The organism is Deminuibacter soli (assembly GCF_003412455.1).
GTDB classification, from domain to species: Bacteria; Bacteroidota; Bacteroidia; order Chitinophagales; family Chitinophagaceae; genus Deminuibacter; species Deminuibacter soli.
This window is the reverse complement of the sequence record NZ_QTJU01000005.1, coordinates 319,861-338,719: the sequence shown is the minus strand read 5'-3', so window position 1 is coordinate 338,719 and position 18,859 is coordinate 319,861. Positions and strand designations below refer to the sequence as shown.

Genomic DNA, 18,859 nt, shown 5'->3' with positions numbered 1-18,859 from the left:
TTGCGATATATCGTGTAAATACTGATTTACAGGTATTTTCAGGGGAAGGTAATGGTGTAATTTCAGAAAAATTACCATGATGAGTATCAAAATAACTGCTGTTTGCTGCCTGCTATTATTAGCCGTGGCCTGCAAAAAAGATCTGAATAAGAACAACCTTAATGGAGCCGATATACCAACCACACCGCGTGAGCCTGGCCCCAATCCTGATGATACCCTTATTTGTGGTCCCGGGCCATTGGCTTTCCCCGGCGATACGCTGAGCCATACTCCGTATCCTGAAGAAACTTTATGTTGGCCCGGAAGCAAATCTACGTATTACGGACGCGGGTATTATGTTGGTTACAATGATGGTGTTATGGTGTACAACCTCATCGGGCAGGGGCTTCCGGAACCTTTTTATTTATTTGAATATGATTTAACCTTATCGAAAGACAATACCACTATTACTTTAAAAGCAGATGGAACAGTAGACTATAACTCGGCTGGTTATGCCGGTTGGAAAATAGAATCAGTCAAGTTTACAGTCAAAGATAAATGGACAGAGATACACGCTATTCTGCAGCACTATGTAGATTACCAATGTGAGAAAAGATGGCTGCTGGCCCTGGCTCTTTGGCCTAACCTTACGCCTGAACTGCGTGATTTTCAGCAGGGGCAATATGATGGCTACAGGGCAGCAACAGACAGAGCCCCATACACGCCCTAAACCACTACCTGAAACTGGGTAGTTTTTCCTTTTTCCGCAAAACAGCCGGTCAACTTTTCGGCTATTTATTAAACTGTTTTTATATTCATCAGCAAAGCAGTGAAGGTTATCCGCTTTGATCTTCGATCCGTTAAAAGGGTCGCCCAGATCATTCAGTATTCACTATTGACTATTCACTGAACTAAACCACCTTAACCCAAACACAACGATATGCTACAAAATGTTGCCGAAAACATCATCGACTGGAGCACTAAAACCGGGAGCTCACAAGCCTATTACGCAGACATTGCCGGGAAATTGCGTGTATTCAGTGGGATTGCCAACGTTAGACACTACATCAACGACGATGCTGAAAATTACTGCGATATAACTGCTTATGAAAGCCTGCTGAAGGAAATGGCGGGTATCGCTGCGCCGGATGTTGTTATCAGCAACGTATCATCAGCAAATGATGGTGAAAACTGGCAGTTTTATTTTTCCGTAAACGGCAATGAGTTGCATTGTTCCATCCCCGATCCCGAAACTGACTGGCTGCAACCCGGTTTCCTGGAAAATGTGAATGCATTGCTTGCACCATATACCAACAAACAGTTTAGCATAGTGATGGCAACCAGCATGTCTAACAGCGATCAGTGTTTTGATATGGTGTTTATTACCGCTGATGTGCTGCAAGATTTGATCAATCATCCCGATCAATATGCGCTGGCGCAACCTTAGCGTTGCGTATATCTGTCAAATTATGAAGCCTGCATGCGGTTGTAAACTGCTGCAGGCTTCGTGCTATTAGTCAGTTTTATAGTATAGTTGCGCCCATGTTCATTAACTGTAACAATGCTGAGCGGCGAAGTTCATCTGCCGTAAAGGTGCCCAGTACAGGGTGGCTTATAGCACAGGTGCCGGTTGCTTCAGGATCAAGCAGTACGGTGTAGCCCGCCATAATGGCTTCGCGGCTGGTGGTAGATACACAGCCATGCGTATAAAATCCCATAATCAATACTTCAGTAACGTGTAAGCTTTGCAGCCATTCACCTATGTTGGTTCCGGTAAAAGCTCCGTATACATTTTTCCGGAACGCTTTCTCCTGTGCAGCGCCGGGCTGCACACCAATGCCGGGTGAAAATTCTGCGCCCCAGCTGCCCGGTACAAATGCGGCAGATTCATTGGGTTTATTGTGGTGTCTTACCCATGCAATGGGCTGTTGTTGTTTGCGGGCTTGTGCCACATGCTGCAGAATGGCTGCGAGTGCCTGGGCATGGCCGGGTACCGGTCTTTGTCCTTCAGGGGAAAATTCGTTTTGAACATCAATCACTATTAACGCTTGCATACTTCGGTTATTTATAGCTGCAAGCTAGCAGTACGTGTGCGGCGCTGCAATCCGATTATTGCTGTAGTTGACTTATTTCCCAGCCAATCATAGTGAGCTTGCGTGCCTTGCCGTAATGATAGTTGCCCATACTGCCATCAGCAGCAATAATACGGTGGCAGGGAATAAGGTACAGGATATGATTGGCGCCTATGGCTGCACCAACAGACCGTGCTGCACCGGGTTTACCGATCAAACGTGCAATTTGCTGAAAGGAGCTTACAGATCCGAAAGGAATATTGAGCAATGCTTCCCATACTTTTACCTGGAAATCCGTTCCCTGTACCAGCAACTGGAGATTGGCGGCATCCTTACCGCTGTGCTGGAATATGTTGCGGATATAGGTTTGCGTAAACTCCGGTTTATGTGTTAACCTGGCAAAGGGCCATCGTGCAGAGAACTGCGCAAATTCATTCCTGCTTTTTTCTTCATCAATAAACTTCAGCGTACAAATGCCTTTTTCTGCAACGGCAATAAAACACAAACCGAATGGTGTGGCATGGTAGCCATAACATATCTCCAGCCCTTTACCGGCAGACTTGAATTGCTGCGGGCTCATGCCTTCTATTTTTACAAACAGTTCGTTTACGCGCGACTGGCTGGATAGCCCGGCTTCATCCGCCGCATCCATCATGTTTTCGGTATCGCGTATTTTATGGCGCAGGTAATCGAGTGTGAGGTACTGGGTAAACTTCTTTGGACTGATTCCCACCCAGTCAGTAAAAATGCGTTGAAAATGATAAGGGCTCATGTGCACCTGCGCGGCAATAGCATCCAGGTCTGGCTGCTCCCTGAAATGAGTGGTTAAAAAGCCGATGGCTTTTTCAATCCGGTAATAATTGGCCAGTTTATCGGGCATAGCAGGTATGAGCTTGATTCAAAACTACACCAATCCTGCTATTGCATCAATCCGGATCTTGCGATTTTCCCTGTACTGGATGGTGTAAACAGGGTACATACCGGCGGGCATTTCCCGCAACAGGCCCAGGGTGCGAAGAAGATATTCCAGCGATCTATGCAGCATTACAAAAGTTTATCCGGAACAAGGCTGTCTGTATAAGCACCCGGCTGGCAGCAGGAGACAGAATTGGGTCTGTTTAGCTGCGGATAACATAATGTAGTACATTTAAACAAAATTTACCTGCCGCCGCATGACCAAGAAATTGCCGAATAACGAGCTGGAACGCATTGCTAATACCACTATGGCCGATGTTGTAGAGATCCGTTTGCGTGAATACCTTAAAACAAGCGCCTTTAAACCCGGGGATGCCCTGCCTAAGGAAATAGAGCTGGCCAATTCGCTGGGAGTAAGCCGCAATGTGGTACGCGAAGCGTTGAGCCGGTTGCGGATGCTGGGCATGGTAGAAACAAAAAAGAAACGCGGCATGGTGCTGGCCAGGCCGGATATACTCGGCTCTTTTGAACGCGTGCTCGATCCTGCTATTATAGATGAACATACCCTGCGTGATTTATTTGAACTGCGTTTAACGCTGGAGGTGGGGCTGGCCGATTTACTTTATCTCCGCAAAACAGCAAAGGATATTGCCGAGCTGGAGCAGATTGCCAAATCGCAGAAAGTAACAGGGGATAAACAAACCTTCCGCATACAACACGAGATTGCTTTTCATGGCAAATTATACCAGATGACCGGCAACGATACCATGAGCAGGTTTCAAAGCATGCTGCTGCCGGTATTCGGTTACCTGGTTACCCTGGAGAAAAAGCCCATCATCGGCAAAGTGTCCCATCTTGACCTCGTGAAAATCCTGAAAGAAGGTACCAAAGAAGAATTCAGGCAAGGCATGCTGCAACACCTGGAACATCATTTCAAGAAAATACAATAGCGGTTTAAGTTTCTTGCAATACATCCTGAACAGTTGCTGCGCAGCATACTATTGTTTGCGTAGCATGCGTGTGCACTGGTGTGCGTAATTCCTGTAATGCTTGCTGTTATTGCATTTGCAACTTACCATTGCTAAAAACTGTGTTGCATTTTCAACAGTAAGGCACATGCTTTCGCGTCAGCATCTTCCACTATAAAAAGTAATAAATAACATATCCCGAAAAAAAATATTTGCCTGTAATGGAATTTATCAGCACATTTGATATGTAGTACATAACTACTTATTAACTGCTCCATATGAAACCTCTATACATTATGCTCCGGACAGCAGGCTGCTCCGGGTGCAAGGCAATGCTTTGTGTGCTCGCGATTGCGCTGCTGCATGGTTGCGCCAGCAAAATGAACAACCTTCAAACACCCGCTATAACCAAAACACCGGAGAATGAAGCTGCTGCCAGGGCTGCATTGGCAGCACCCATTCACAACAGTGCACTGTTATTTGATGGTGGCACAGGCATCTATCATTCTTTCCGTATTCCTTCCATCATTAAAACAAACAATGGTACGCTCATTGCTTTCGCAGAAGGACGCAGATGGAGCCCGGCTGATTTTGGTGATATCAATGTTGTGTTTAAACGCTCACTCGACAATGGCAACACCTGGTCTGACCTGGGTGAAGTAGCTGCATCCGGCGCAGGCACCTGGGGTAACCCTACGGCTGTGTACGATTGGCAGGCAGGCCCCAATGGCAGGGTGTGGCTGTTTATGTCGTGGAATGATGAAAACAAAACATCGTTTTCTTCCATCAAAGCCTGGGGCGACAGAAGGGTGTTCTCCTCTTACAGTGATGATCATGGGGAACATTGGTCTGTACCGCAGGATATGACAAGCGCGCTGCTGCCGCCCGGCTATACCTGGGATGCAATGGGGCCTGGCATTGGCATACAAACAGTGGCAAGCCATGCAGGCCGTTTAATCATTCCTGCCTTTGGCCGCAACATTTACAGCGATGATCATGGCGCCAGCTGGCACTACCAGTTATTGCCCGGTGGCACTGATGAAAGCACCATTGTAGAATTGCTCGATGGCAGCCTGCTGCGCAATGACAGGCCAGGTACAACGGAATGGAACACTGCAAAACGCCGCCGCAAATCTGTAGGCTCTATTGAAAATGGTTTTGCCGCATGGGCTGTTGACAATGCTTTGATCGATCCCAAATGTGAGGCATCGGTTATACGCTACAACACCGACGCACCTGCCCGCCTTATTTTTCTGAACCCCAACAACGAAAGCAAGCGTTGCAACATGACAGTGCGCATTAGCTATGATGAAGGCAATACCTGGGCAAGAAGCAGGAGCATTTACGACTGGAACACCTGTGACTATACACCCATCACCATTGCCAAAGGCGGTTATTCCAGCATGATTAAAACTGCTGATTATGCAGTAGCTGCATTGATAGAGATCAATGAAGATGTACACAACAGCAGCACCAGCAACAAGTCTGTCGAGTTTCACAAATTCAATCTCGCCTGGATACTCAACGGCGCAGGGGAACCTTGATTACCAAACAACCACATTCATTATTTCACCGGTTATGTTAGCCGTACCGGTTCAATGATTGCTTATGAAAAAAAATATGCTCTCTAGTTACTGTCAGCAAACAGCCATAGCCCTTGTGCTGCTGTTGCTGTGTCAGGTTTCGTTCGGGCAGCGCTTTACCGTAAAGGGAAAGATCACTGACAGCAGTGGCGCTGCGCTGGAAAAAGTAAGTGTGCAGATCAAAGGTGTGCGGGGCGGTACAGCCACAGCACCGGATGGCAGTTTCACAATCGGATTACCTTCAGAAAACAGTATACTGCTGGTGTCAAGCATAGGCTTTGCACAGCAACAGGTGGCCGTAAATGGCCGCAGCAGTATACAGGTTGTATTGCAGCGTGTAACCGATACCATGGCAGATATTATCGTGGTGGGCTATACGCAGCAAACCAGGGCAAAAACAACGGCTGCTGTAGCCAAGCTCGGTAGCGAAGAACTGAAAAATACCTCCAACCCCAATCCCATACAAGCCTTGCAGGGCAAACTGGCCGGTGTATCGGTACCTGTTACAACCGGCCAGCCCGGCAGTGGCGCCAACAACATTATTATACGCGGCGGTACCAAACTGAATGTGTATGGCTCGGGCGTGGGTAATGGCAATGGCAGCGCTGTGGGCAGTTCTGACGCCAGTGGTCCGCTGGTGATTGTAGACGGTGTATTCCGTTCGCTGGATGATATTAACCCCGACAACATTGAATCGCTCCAGGTAATGAAAGATGCGGCTGCCACTGCTATCTATGGTGCGCGCGGCGCCAACGGCGTAATTGTGGTGAAAACAAAGGGCGGCAAGTTTAACAGCAAAATGAACCTGAGCCTCAATCACCGCACCACCTGGGAAACCAAGGCCCGCGATTATAAATACCTGGATGCAACACAGTATCTTACCCTGGCACGTACTACGGTGAAAAACACCACAGACAAGCTGGATAAGGATAACCTGCTGAACAATGGCGGCTTTTCTGCCGGTACAAAAGTATATACTGCCAAAGGGCAGTATGGCATCAATATCAACCTGACTGCATTGTACGATAACATTGTGTCAGTAGAAGGGCAGGACTATGTGAACAAGCTGCTTGCCAAAGGATGGCAAACCATGGATGATCCTATTAACCCGGGCACCAAACTGTTGTATGCAGATAACCATTACCAGGATATGCTGTGGGTAACCGGTTTAACCAACAACGATAATATCGCCGTAAGTGGCGGTGGCGACAAAGCCAACTATAATGTATCACTCGGTTATACAGACCAGGCTGGCATATTTACCGGCACCAATTACAAGCGCTATGATGCGTTGGGTAATTTCGGGTTCAAGGCAGCAGAAAACTTCCGTATAGATGCCATGATCAATTACCAGTACATACAACCCAATTATGTAGATGCTTACCAGAATGAGCTGGTGCGTGGTACACGCATTACGCCGCTGATCCGCATTTTTAAAGACGATGGTAACCCCATGCCCGGTGAGCTATACACCGTACGCAACCGCTTTCATACGCTGAAGTATGATGATACAAGGGTGTCTACCGAAAGACTGGTATCGAGACTGGCAGGTGATCTCACCATTACCAAAGGGTTGCACTGGAAACCTGCGGTATCATATGTAATGCAGGATTACCGTTACCTGTTTATGCGCAAAGCCACACCTTCCAACGAAATTCAACCGTCTACGCAGCGGCAGAAAAATGAGAACACGAACAACTTCAGGCAGCTGATGGTTGACCAGATCCTGCAGTATGATTTCAACGTACGCAACGATCATCATTTCACATTGCTGGGCGGGTTTAACTACACCCGTTCTACCAACAGCATTATCAATATCGGATCGCAGCGGGGTACCAATGATTATATCTACACCATTAACGAACCTACCACTACGGTAGTGAACGGCGTGGTAATGACGAATGTGACTGATTTTGGTACCAGTTTAACTGAATCACGTTCAGCCAGCTTTTTTGGTCAGCTCAACTACGATTACCAGGGCCGTTACCTGTTAAGCGGTGCATTGCGTGATGATGGCTTTTCTAATTTTGCACCGGAAAACAAATACGCCTTGTTTCCTTCCGCATCTGCCGGCTGGAACATACAACGGGAAAAATTCTGGATACTGAAACCCGTGAGCACGCTGAAACTGCGTGGCAGCTGGGGACAGGCAGGCTCAAGCGACCTGAGCATTACCGATACCTATGGTGGCTATTCCGCAGTGACCTATGCACAGGGATCGGGCATATTGCGCAGCAACTTATCCAATCCCAACCTGCGCTGGGAATTAACACAAACAACCGATCTCGCTGTGGATGCGGGCTTCTTAAAAGACCGTATTACCTTATCGGTTGACTGGTACAACAAACTCACCAAAAACAGGCTGGCTTCCAAACCGCTGCCTTCTGAAGCGCCATTTACTTCTATCACGTACAACAACGGTGTACTGCAAAACAAAGGGGTAGAAATTGAGCTGGGTGCAACACCTGTAAAAACAAAGACATTCACCTGGCGCAGCAATTTCTCTTTTGCATATAACAAAACCCTGATCAAGCAACTGCCTGCCAACGGCCGTGCGAAGAACAGGCAGGGTGGTGACCTGGTATGGGATGCATCCTCCAAACAGCTGGTTGAGGCAGGTGGCTTTGCAGAAGGAGAGCGGCCGTATGGCTTATGGGCCTACCATGCACTCGGCGTATTTGCAACCGATGCGCAGGCCAGTGCCTGGAATGCTACAACAAAAGATAACCTCGCCTCGCCCTCCGGCATCAGCGTAGGCAAACATGCAGGCGATTACATTTTTGAAGATGTAAACAAGGATGGGGTAATTGATACCAAAGACCAGGTGTTTATGGGCTACCGCACACCCAATATTATCGGCGGTATGCAGAATATGTTTACCTATAAAGGTTTTACACTGCGTGTGGCGGTTGACTTTGCCATGGGACATTTAATCAGCAACGGTGCACTGGCGCGTTCGCTGGGACAGGGCCGCGCGTTTAATGAAGGTGCACCCTCACAGGCACTTGGTAATGATATCTGGCAGAAAGAGGGCGATGAAGGAAAGAAATATGCACGCTTTTCTTTTGCTGACTACGATTTTGGTCAGCGCAATTACCTGCGTGGTGCAACGCTGGGTGTTAACCAGTCTTATTCTTCCGATGTATCCACCATGATTGAAAAAGGCGATTTCCTGGCATTCCGCGAAATATCCATCAGTTATAACCTGCCGCAAAGTGTGTTGAAGAAAATCCATTCTACCGGCATGAATGTATTTGCCAGCGTGTACAACCTGGGTTATATCACTGGTTACAAGGGCCTGAACCCGGAGAGCTATACCGGCTTCGATCCCGGTGGTTATCCGCGCCCCAGGCAGTTTTCACTGGGTGCAACATTACAGTTCTAATCATTTTAAAACAGGGTATATGAATAAACGATTTCCCGTGCTGTTGCCGGTTTTGCTGTTGCTGCTGGCAACAGGCTGTAAAAAAATACTAGAGGTTAAACCCTTGTCGAGCATAACAGAGGCGACCTATTTTCAAACCGAAGGTGACTTTGATCCTTACCTTACAGGCATCTATACTTCCATGCGCAGTTTCGCCAACAATGTTACCTATGGCACAGAGCGCAGTGAAGAACTGGTGGCAGCGTCCAACTCGCGTTTCGGGGTGGCGTGGACACAGCTGATTACACCCTCTTCAGGTGCTATCAATTACAACGACTGGTATGCAGCCATCGGCAACTGCAACCTGCTGCTGAGTAAAATACAGGGTTTCGGTTTTGCTGCAAGCCCGGATACCAAAAAACGCATACTGGCTGAAACCTATAGCCTGCGTGCCTTTTTCTATTTTCACCTTACGCGCATTATTGGCGATGCGCCGCTGATGCTGCAGGCAGTAACAGATGAAAATGTGCCGTTGCTGCCACGTTCAAAAGCGGTGGATGTAATGAAACAGATTCAGTCGGATATTGATACGGCGATTGGTTATTTCACTTCCATGACCACCTTTTCTGCCAAAACCTATCCATCCAAATACCGCTTTTCTTACGGTGCCGTGCAGGCTTTAAAAGCAGACAGCCGGTTGTGGAGCGCAAAAGTATTGGGTGGCGGCGAGACTGATTTTACGGCAGCAGTGAACGCGATCAACGAAGTAGAAGCATCCGGTGTAAGCTTAAACGCGGACTATAAAAATGTAACCGGTGTGCGTGCGGCTACCAACCCTGAAGTGATACTCGCAGCCTACTACAACCGTGATGAAACCAGCGCCAACTATGTATTGAACGCACTGCCGTTTTTCACCATTGTACAGGGCGCATTAAACATCGATAGCATTCCCTATGCCCAATCATCCGGTAATGGCCAGGGGGCATACCAGATCAGCCCGTTGTCGCGGTCACTGTTTGCAGCCAATCCATCAGACAAACGCATTCCCTATACCTGGATTACCGAACGGCAGGCCAGTGGTCCGCGCATCAGCTGGATTACCAAATACACAGGTACCAAATACGCGGATGACCGTATTGCAGACAATGACCTGGTACTGTACCGGCTGTCAGACATTTACCTGCTGAAGGCCGAAGCCTATGCCGGTTTAAACGATGTGCCCAATGCCATTGTGTATCTCAACAAAGTACGTGCAAGGGCAGGCAATGGTGCTTACAGTGGAGCAGCAGACAAGGCATCACTGGAAAAAGAAATACTGGATGAACGCGGCAGGGAACTGTTTTTTGAAAACAAGCGCTGGTACGACCTGGTGCGTTTTCACAAAGGCGGCACCATTGACGTGTATGCCTATGTACCCAACCTCAAAGGCAAAACAACACCACTATTCTGGCCGCTGAACACAACTGTGCTGGCCAATAACAAAATGCTGGTACAAACCGAAGGATACTGATAACGGATTTTCTTATATAAAGTAGCATTATGAAAAAAATTGAAGGACTGATAGCAGCTGTATTCACGCCGTTTCATGCGGATGGCAGTTTAAACAAAGACATGATTCCCTCACTGGTAAACAAGCTGGTAAATGATGGTGTAAAGGGCATATTTGTCTGCGGCAGCAATGGTGAAGGCCCCAACATGACCACCGCAGAACGCATGGAAGTAACCGAAGCCTTTATCAGCGCAGTAAACAAACGCATGTTGGTAATAGTGCACGTGGGGCACAGCAGTATAGCTGAATCAAAACAGCTGGCTGCACATGCCGCTGCACAGGGTGCGGATGCATTTGCTTCTGTTGCGGCATTTTATTTTAAACCGCTGCATGTGCAAAACCTGGTTGACTGCATGGCAGCGATCGCATCTGCTGCACCTGCGCTGCCCTTTTATTACTACCATATTCCGCACTTAACGGGTGTGGGTATGGATATGATTGAGTTTCTTACACTGGCAGGTTCGCGCATTCCCAACCTCGCAGGGTTGAAATATACGGCTGCCACTATTTACGAATACCAGTCGTGCCTGAATGCTTTTGAAGGCAAGTTTGATATACTGTACGGTCTTGACGAATTATTGCTGCCTGCCTTGTCGGTAGGGGCACGTGCAGCCATCGGCAGTACCTATACTTTTGCTGCGCCGCTGTACTACAAAGTGATCGCGGCTTTTGACAACGGAGATCTTGTTGCTGCAAGAAAACACCAGGCCTATATGGTAGAAGTGATCCGCGTAATGCTGCGCTTCCCGCCCATACCTGCGCAGAAAGCGATCATGAAAATGCTGGGTTGGGATTTAGGCCCTGCAAGGCTGCCGCTGGTTACCTTAACCGACGCACAGTACAAGGAGTTGTATGATGCATTAAACCGGTTGTCATTTTTTGAGCAACTGCCTGCTGCAAATAAACTACATTCAGTGTAGCGCCTTACAGCGGCTGCATTCCACAATTTAAAAAGCGAATCATGCGCTTATTCAAACGATTGCTGATTCTTATCTCATTTGTAACAGCTATGAAAACACAGGCTCAGGATACTGCTGTAAATACCTGGTTCAACTGGCAGCAAACCACACCACTGCCCGACAGTGACGGCTTTGCGGGCGTTTGTGCCGGGGTAAGCAATGGCGCGCTGCTGGTGGCAGGCGGTTCTAATTTTCCCGGTAATGGCCGGCCATGGAACAACGGGGTTAAAAGCTGGCATAAGACCATTTATGCATTGGACAAGCCGGGTGGCGTATGGAAAGCAGCCGGTGAACTCCCGGTAAGCACGGGATATGGTGTGGCACTTACCTGCAATGAGGGCGTACTGTATATCGGTGGTGCAGATGCAACACAACATTATGCAAGTGCCCTGTTATTGCAATACCGCAATGGTAAGGTGCAGATTGCACACCTGCCAGATATGCCTTCTTCACTGGCGTATGCATGCGGTGCAATTGTGCATAATACGGTATACATAGCAGGTGGTGCGGCTGCGCCCGGTAGTGCAACCGTGAATACTTTGTACAGTATTGATTTATCGCTACCTGCTGCTGAAAGAAAATGGCAGGTGCTGCCTGCATTACCTGCAAGCTCCCGTATGCTGGCCATGGCCGGTACCAGCGAACAGGATTTTTATGTGATGGGCGGTGTGCATCTCAATGCTGCGGGTACACGTGAATACCTGCAGGATGTTTGGCGGTATACACCAGGCAAGGGCTGGCTGCGTATGGCTGATTTGCCGCAGGTGCTGGCTGCCGCACCTTCACCTGCATTTAATGCCGGGCAATCGCACCTGTTACTGTTTGGCGGCGATGATGGGGCCAATGCAGCGAAGGTGGCTGATTTAAAAGACAATCACCCCGGTTTCAGCAACAAAGTAGTTGCTTACAATACACTTACCAATACCTGGTCTGTCACAGGCAACATGCCTGTGCATATACAGGCAGACGCTGCGGTAAACCCGCATGCAAGTACGTATGCGCCGGTAACCACACCATTGGTGGTATGGAACGGCAATGCAGTGATTGCCGGTGGCGAAGCGCGGCCTGCTGTACGTTCGAACAGAGTGCTGGTGGCTGCACCTGCACAACCGCCGGGTAAATTCGGCTGGGCAGACTGGCTGGTGATTGCACTGTATTTTGTGGCAGTGGCGGGCATCAGCTTTTATGTAACAAAGAACACGGGTGGTACAACAGGCGACTTCTTCCTGGGCGGACAAAAAATTCCCTGGTGGGCTGCGGGTCTCAGCATATTCGGATCGAAGCTCAGCGCGCTCACCTTTATCGCCATACCGGCAAAGGCTTACGCAACAGATTGGGTTTACCTGATGAACAATGTAATGATTGTGGCAGTGGCGCCGATTGTTACGTTATTCTATCTGCCGTATTTCCGCAAGCTGAAAATCACCAGCGTGTACCAATACCTGCAGATACGGTTTAACCCAACGGTAAAGCTGCTGGGCAGTTTTACTTTTGTGATCTTCCAGCTGAGCAGGCTGGGGGTGGTGATATACCTGCCTGCACTGGTATTAAGCACGGTAACAGGCGTGCCTATTTTTGCCTGCATACTGGTGACCACGCTCATCACCACAGCCTACAGCATGGCCGGCGGTATTGAAGCCGTGGTGTGGACAGAAGTAATGCAGGTATTCGTACTGCTGGGTGGTGCACTGGTCAGTATCCTGTTTATACACCAGCATACACATGGCGGCCTGCAGGCCATGCTGAAAGAAGCAGGCGAACAGGATAAGTTCCGGGTGGCGAACCTGGGCTGGAGCATGTCGCAACCGGTGCTGTGGGTAGTGATCATCGGTTCGTTCCTTACCAATCTTGTTACCTATACATCAGACCAGGTAGTGGTGCAACGTTATCTTACTACAGCCACCGAGAAAGAAGCACGCCGTTCCATTTATACCAATGCCATCATGGTAATTCCTGCTACCATACTATTCTTTGGTGTGGGCACGGCCCTGTGGTTTTACTTCCGTCACCACCCTGCGCAGCTAAACCCGCATGGGCGAACAGATGATGTATTCCCCTGGTTTATTTCGCAGGAACTGCCGGCCGGCTTATCAGGACTGGTGATTGCGGGATTGTTTGCAGCTACCATGTCAACCATCAGCTCCAGCATGAATGCCATTGCTACCGTGGTAACCACAGACTTTTACAAGCCATTCCGCAAGCAGGCAACAGACAGGCAGTGCCTCTTGTTTGCTAAAAAGCTAACGATGTTCCTGGGTATTATCGGGTGCGGTATTGCCGTGTATCTTGTATACCTGCAGAACACTTCTATCTGGGATCAATACCTGAAGATCATCGGGCTGTTTGGCGGTTGCCTGGCAGGCATGTTTGCTGCGGGTATCTTTTTCCCGCGTATCAACAGCAAGGGTATATTACTGGGCTTTATCACCGGTTGTGCAGGCTTGTATTTTGTACAGCGATCTTCTTCCATTCATTTCTTCCTGTATCCCTTGTTTGCGGTGGCGGGCTGTTTGTTCTGGGGCTATCTGTTCAGCCTGTTGTTCCCGGAGAAAAACAAACAATCGCCAGCAGCAGCTACTGCCGCAACACTGGTTAACCCATAATGATTTAATGTATAGCTATAATTGAAATTTATGCAAATCAGCAAATACACCTATTTTATTTATACCGCATTACTGGTGTTCAGCCTGTCAACGGGGTTGAATGCAACGGCGCAGGATAGCTCAACCGCTGCGTTGCACTACCTGTATCCCAATGGGGAAGCGGGTTATGCATGTTTTCGTATCCCGGCATTGTTAACCACCAATAAGGGTACGCTGCTTGCATTTGCTGAAGCACGCAGAAATGGTTGCGGCGATACAGGCGATATAGACCTGGTGGTAAAGCGCTCACATGATAGTGGTAAAACCTGGAGCGCCCTGCAGGTGGTATGGAGCGATTCTGCCAATACCTGCGGTAATCCTGTTCCCATTATGGATGAACAAACAGGCCGCATCATCCTGCTTGCTACCTGGAACCTCGGCACTGATCATGAAAAGGAAATCATCAATCAAACCAGCCGTGATTCAAGACGGGCCTTTGTGTTGTCTTCTGCCGATGACGGCAACAGCTGGTCTGCAGCAAAGGAAATTACTGCTTCGGTAAAACATGCAGACTGGACCTGGTTTGCCACTGGTCCATGTGCAGGCATACAGTTGCAGCAGCATAAATACAAGGGGCGCCTGGTGGTACCGGGTAATTTCCTGGAAGCGGTGAGCAGGAAGAATTATTCACTGGTTATTTATTCCGATGATCATGGCGATACCTGGCATACGGGCGGCATTACTCCGCAGGATGGGGTAAACGAAAGCACGGTTGCCGAATTAAAGAACGGCAGCCTGCTGCTGAATATGCGCAATACACAACACAAAGGTTACCGGCAGGTAGCGTACAGCCATGACGGCGGTATGAGCTGGGGCAATGTGCAGGGAGATACGGTGCTGAAAGAGCCGATGTGCCAGGGTAGTTTGATTACCCTGAAAGCGGGCAGCAGTAAGGGATCGCTGCTTTTTGCCAACCCGGCCAATGCAACAGAGCGAAAAGGGCTTACCGTGCGTTTGGGTAACAACAAAGGCAACAGCTGGGTGCATCAGCAATTGTTGTATCCTGGCCCTTCTGCTTATTCTGCTTTATCTGTAATACCCGGCGGTGATATTGCCTGTTTGTTTGAAGCGGGCTACAAAAAGCCATATGAGGGCATTGTGTACCAGGCATTGCCGTTGAAACAACTGGAACATGCGCAACAGTGAAACAACACAGCTGCCATTAACTGCACATAACCTGAAAGGCAATTGGGCTACGCTATTGCTACCGGTGAATGCGGATGAAAGTATAGACTATAACAGGCTGGCGGCTGAGATCGATTACCTTATTGCTGTACAGCCCGATGGCATTTACTCCAACGGTACGGCGGGAGAGTGGCATAACCAGACAGAAGAGGAGTTTGATAAAATACAGCAGCTGCTGGCGCACCGGTGCAGGAAAGCAGGCGTGCGCTTCCAGGTTGGGGCAGCACATGCATCATCCATTGTTGCGTTGCAAAGAATACAACGTTCGGTACCGTTGTTGCCGGATGCCTTCCAGGTAATATTGCCCGATTGGGTGGTTACTACAACAGAAGAAAGCATTGTTTACCTGCAGCGGCTTGCAGTGGCGGCAGGTAATATACCGCTGGTGTTGTATAACCCGCCGCACGCCAAGCAAGTGTTATCTCCTGCTGCGTTGCGGCAGTTGCAGCAGGCTGTGCCGCAGCTGATCGGTATAAAAACAGCCGGTGGTAACAGTGAATGGTATGATGTTATGCGGCCTTATGCAAATGACCTGTCGGTATTTGTTCCCGGGCATTTGCTGGCGAGTGGTGTGCGGCAACAGGTGGCGTCAGGGTCTTATTCCAATGTGGCGTGCTTAAGTCCGGCAGGGGCACAATACTGGTGGCAGCTGATGCAAACCGATTTGCCGGCAGCACTGCATATAGAGCAACGCTTGCACCTGTGGATGGATTTATTTATACGCCCGTTGCAGGCTGCAGGTTACAGCAACCCTGCGCTGGATAAGTTTATGGCTGCTGTTGGCGGATGGAGTGTGGTGGGTACACGCCTGCGCTGGCCCTACAGGTGGGTGCCTGCAGATGTTATTCCCGAAGCTGCGTTAATGGCCAGGCAGCTGCTGCCGGAGCTGTTTTCCTGAAGCCCGTAAAAAATCCCGGGCAAGACTGCCCGGGATTAACCAATCTATGTATGATGCATAGGAGAACGTTATTGCATGTTGCTTTTCCTGGCTGCGGGCTTCAGTTATCCGGTACCGGGATGGCGGATTGTGCGAAAAATCCTATATTTAAATCATTCTAACATTATTGCCATATACTACTGCTATGAAAGTATTCCTGTTATTTGCCAGTCTTATACTGCTGCTTGCGTTTGAGATATTGCGCGTGTATTTTATTATGCCATTTCCCGGCAGCCAGCAACACCAAACCATTGGCTTCGCCTATTGGCTGGGGCGCAATATTTTCTGGGTAAGGGGTGTGCTGCTTGCTGTGGCCGCTTACGCATTGCTTACCATATCGTATGGTGTTGCTATGTGGAAGAAACTGGTGCTGGGTGTTATCGTGGCGTTTTACGCGGTGGTATTTTATTTCTTCAATTTCCGCTTTGAAGCAGATAAGATGTTCTATCAGCCCACGCATGCTTTTTTTGCACCTGCTGCTGCAAATACTATTGCTCCGGAAAAACTGGTGATTGGTGTGAGTATTAACGGTGAAGCAAAAGCCTATCCCATTCAGCTGATCGGTTATCACCACCAGGTGCGTGATACGGTTGGACATACACCTGTAATGATCACTTATTGTACAGTATGCAGAACAGGCAGGGTGTACAGTCCTGTTGTAAATGGCAAGGCAGAAGATTTCAGGCTGGTGGGTATGGATCATTTTAACGCGATGTTTGAAGACCATACTACCAAAAGCTGGTGGCAGCAGGCTACGGGTGTGGCCGTTGCAGGTCCGCTGAAAGGTGTATCGTTACAGGAATTGCCTGCGCAGCAATTAACCTTGTCTGCCTGGCTGCGCGAACATCCCAACAGCACCATATTGCAGCCCGATACGGTATTCAATGCCAAATACAAACAGCTGAAAGATTATGATCTCGGCACCATCGACGGGCATCTCGAAAAAAGGGATTCCGGCTCATGGAAAATGAAATCGTGGGTGGTGGGTGTAATACAAGGCACAACAGCCAAAGCATATGATTGGAATACACTGGTGCAGCAACAAATAATACAGGATTCATTGCCGGGCCTGCCGGTATTGCTGCTGCTGGAAAAAGACGGCAGTTCTTTCCACGTATATAACCGCCGGGTAAACGGGCAGTCATTGCAATTCACTGCGCCTGATAATACCGGTATGTTTACTGATGTTAACACGCACTCAACCTGGAACAGCAATGGCGTTTGCACTGCAGGAACATTGCAGGGGCAGCAACTGCAACCCGTGCAGAGTTACCAGGAGTTCTGGCATTCCTGGCAGAATTTTCATCCTGCTACTATGCGTTACCCGGGGTAGGGAACAGTTGCGAGCTTGTTGGGTGTAATACTAAGTTTCAAAGATCGCAAGGGCGCAAAGTCGCAAAGGCTACGATCACTCACGACTGACGATTCAATGTCATTTAGTTAAGGGCTTCTTTGTGAACTTTGTGGGTGTTCCCTTTGTGTTCTTTGCGGTAAAAATATAAAGCACGCTTAACTAAACGACTTTGATTCGCGATGCTACTGCCGGACGGCTGATTGATCAGCCAGGGTGGCTGCCGGTTTTATGCGCAGCCTGTAACGCAATACAACCGCGTCTCTGAATATAAGGTTCAGCCATTGTGCATCACCGCTGGTAGGTACTACATAACTGGTGTGTAAAATATTGGTGCCTGTTGCAAGGGTAGTAGTATGAATACTGCTGTCGGTGTTGGCAATACTGTCAGGCAGCAGCAATACACGGTCTGTTGCATACAAACTGCCATGCAGGGTATCCAGTGTATGAATATTGAAATAGAGGGTATCGCCCGGCCTGGCATACAAAGTGCCTGTTGAAGGAAAAACAGATTGCACGTGCATTTGCACAAAAGCAGTGGTGCAAAACGGGCTCCGGTCAAATTCCTTTAAGGCAGGCGGTTCTGCAAGCAGTGTCCAGCGCAGGTCTTCAGGGTAATGATCCATTAAAAACGCACGTGGTGAGGCAAGGAAATACGTATCGTCAAAATGCGGCTCAAATTCATTGCGGTAATTGATATAACCACTTGCCCAGGTAGGATCCAGCAGGTACCAGCTGCTGTCTATCAGCACAGCATTCCAGGTATGGTTGGAGCGGAAGAAGCGGTTGCGGCCTGTTTTGGCATAACCGCGCACCAGTTCACTCTGCACACCTGCATAGTTGCAGAGGGAAGCAAACAGGCGTGCATAACCTTCACACACTGCCATGCCGCGCTGCAGCACCATTTCAGCCACACGGTCGTTCAATGGTTTCAGGCTGCCGGTATCTGCTGGTGTTTCCTTGTTATCTGTATAAGTGGCGCGTAAGTTGGTGCGCAGGTTATAGGCAATATTGGCTGCAATCCACTGCATAATTGAATTTACCTTCTGCCTGTCTGTAGAATCGCCCGCGGTAACTTCTGCAGCCAGCAGGGCCGGGGTAAGTGCCACGGCAGCATCGTGTTTATGCGTATGCCGCTGCGCATGCACAGTAAGGCAGGTTAAGCAAAGCAATACAGGCAAACTCCATTTCATACACACAGTTTCTGAATGATACACCGGTTGAGCGGGTATTATACCCGCCCGGCAGCAGCCGGCTTGTTACCAGTAATGTAAGCATTTTTTGCCGAAACAGGCAATCCGTTCGATCACCACTCACGGGAAGTACTCCATTTATGTATAAAAGTGCTTAGAAAA

The 18,859-nt window shown here is 48.8% G+C and carries 14 protein-coding genes; 11 read left to right on the top strand and 3 right to left on the bottom strand.

Annotated elements, in window-relative coordinates; genetic code table 11:
• The first annotated feature begins 79 nt into the window (after positions 1 to 79).
• Both DXN05_RS15825 and DXN05_RS15820 read left to right on the top strand, forming a co-directional pair.
• The gene (locus tag DXN05_RS15825; RefSeq protein WP_116848241.1) at positions 80 to 709 is read left to right on the top strand and encodes a hypothetical protein; all 630 of its coding nucleotides are present in this window, start codon (positions 80 to 82) and stop codon (positions 707 to 709) included.
• Positions 710 to 919: 210 nt separating this feature from the next.
• Positions 920 to 1,426 carry a hypothetical protein gene (locus tag DXN05_RS15820; protein WP_116848240.1) on the top strand — a complete coding sequence of 169 codons (507 nt, stop codon included), beginning with the start codon at positions 920 to 922 and terminating at the stop codon, positions 1,424 to 1,426.
• Positions 1,427 to 1,502: 76 nt separating this feature from the next.
• On the opposite strand, the gene DXN05_RS15815 is transcribed toward DXN05_RS15820, so the two are convergent.
• Both DXN05_RS15815 and DXN05_RS15810 read right to left on the bottom strand, forming a co-directional pair.
• Positions 1,503 to 2,033, bottom strand: coding sequence for a cysteine hydrolase family protein (locus tag DXN05_RS15815; RefSeq protein ID WP_116848239.1), 531 nt, complete (start codon positions 2,031 to 2,033; stop codon positions 1,503 to 1,505).
• Positions 2,034 to 2,088: 55 nt separating this feature from the next.
• A complete protein-coding gene (locus DXN05_RS15810; protein WP_116848238.1) occupies positions 2,089 to 2,931 on the bottom strand; it encodes a methylated-DNA--[protein]-cysteine S-methyltransferase in 843 nt (280 codons plus the stop codon).
• 292 nt (positions 2,932 to 3,223) lie between these two features.
• On the opposite strand from DXN05_RS15810, the gene DXN05_RS15805 reads away from it, so the two are divergent.
• The 9 genes from DXN05_RS15805 (at position 3,224) to DXN05_RS15765 (ending at position 17,486) form a co-directional block, all read left to right on the top strand.
• Positions 3,224 to 3,916: a FadR/GntR family transcriptional regulator gene (locus DXN05_RS15805; protein WP_116848237.1), complete on the top strand. Its 693-nt coding sequence runs from the start codon at positions 3,224 to 3,226 to the stop codon at positions 3,914 to 3,916.
• Between the two features lie 296 nt (positions 3,917 to 4,212).
• Positions 4,213 to 5,478 carry a sialidase family protein gene (locus tag DXN05_RS15800; RefSeq protein ID WP_211330071.1) on the top strand — a complete coding sequence of 422 codons (1,266 nt, stop codon included), beginning with the start codon at positions 4,213 to 4,215 and terminating at the stop codon, positions 5,476 to 5,478.
• Positions 5,479 to 5,542: 64 nt separating this feature from the next.
• Positions 5,543 to 8,902 carry a SusC/RagA family TonB-linked outer membrane protein gene (locus DXN05_RS15795; protein ID WP_211330070.1) on the top strand — a complete coding sequence of 1,120 codons (3,360 nt, stop codon included), beginning with the start codon at positions 5,543 to 5,545 and terminating at the stop codon, positions 8,900 to 8,902.
• A 19-nt stretch (positions 8,903 to 8,921) separates the two neighbouring features.
• Positions 8,922 to 10,391 carry a RagB/SusD family nutrient uptake outer membrane protein gene (locus DXN05_RS15790; RefSeq protein ID WP_116848235.1) on the top strand — a complete coding sequence of 490 codons (1,470 nt, stop codon included), beginning with the start codon at positions 8,922 to 8,924 and terminating at the stop codon, positions 10,389 to 10,391.
• A gap of 29 nt (positions 10,392 to 10,420) precedes the next feature.
• On the top strand, positions 10,421 to 11,350 hold the full coding sequence (locus DXN05_RS15785; RefSeq protein ID WP_116848234.1) for a dihydrodipicolinate synthase family protein: 930 nt from the start codon (positions 10,421 to 10,423) through the stop codon (positions 11,348 to 11,350).
• A 41-nt stretch (positions 11,351 to 11,391) separates the two neighbouring features.
• Positions 11,392 to 13,992: a sodium:solute symporter family transporter gene (locus DXN05_RS15780; RefSeq protein ID WP_116848233.1), complete on the top strand. Its 2,601-nt coding sequence runs from the start codon at positions 11,392 to 11,394 to the stop codon at positions 13,990 to 13,992.
• A 30-nt stretch (positions 13,993 to 14,022) separates the two neighbouring features.
• The gene (locus DXN05_RS15775) at positions 14,023 to 15,177 is read left to right on the top strand and encodes a sialidase family protein (protein ID WP_116848232.1); all 1,155 of its coding nucleotides are present in this window, start codon (positions 14,023 to 14,025) and stop codon (positions 15,175 to 15,177) included.
• The gene (locus DXN05_RS15770; RefSeq protein WP_116848231.1) at positions 15,164 to 16,114 is read left to right on the top strand and encodes a dihydrodipicolinate synthase family protein; all 951 of its coding nucleotides are present in this window, start codon (positions 15,164 to 15,166) and stop codon (positions 16,112 to 16,114) included. Before DXN05_RS15775 ends, DXN05_RS15770 begins: the two co-directional genes overlap by 14 nt.
• A 184-nt stretch (positions 16,115 to 16,298) precedes the next feature.
• Positions 16,299 to 17,486, top strand: coding sequence for a DUF3179 domain-containing (seleno)protein (locus DXN05_RS15765; RefSeq protein WP_116848230.1), 1,188 nt, complete (start codon positions 16,299 to 16,301; stop codon positions 17,484 to 17,486).
• Between the two features lie 203 nt (positions 17,487 to 17,689).
• Here DXN05_RS15765 and DXN05_RS15760 read toward each other — a convergent pair whose 3' ends face one another.
• Positions 17,690 to 18,697, bottom strand: coding sequence for a transglutaminase domain-containing protein (locus DXN05_RS15760; RefSeq protein WP_116848229.1), 1,008 nt, complete (start codon positions 18,695 to 18,697; stop codon positions 17,690 to 17,692).
• Positions 18,698 to 18,859 lie beyond the last annotated feature (162 nt).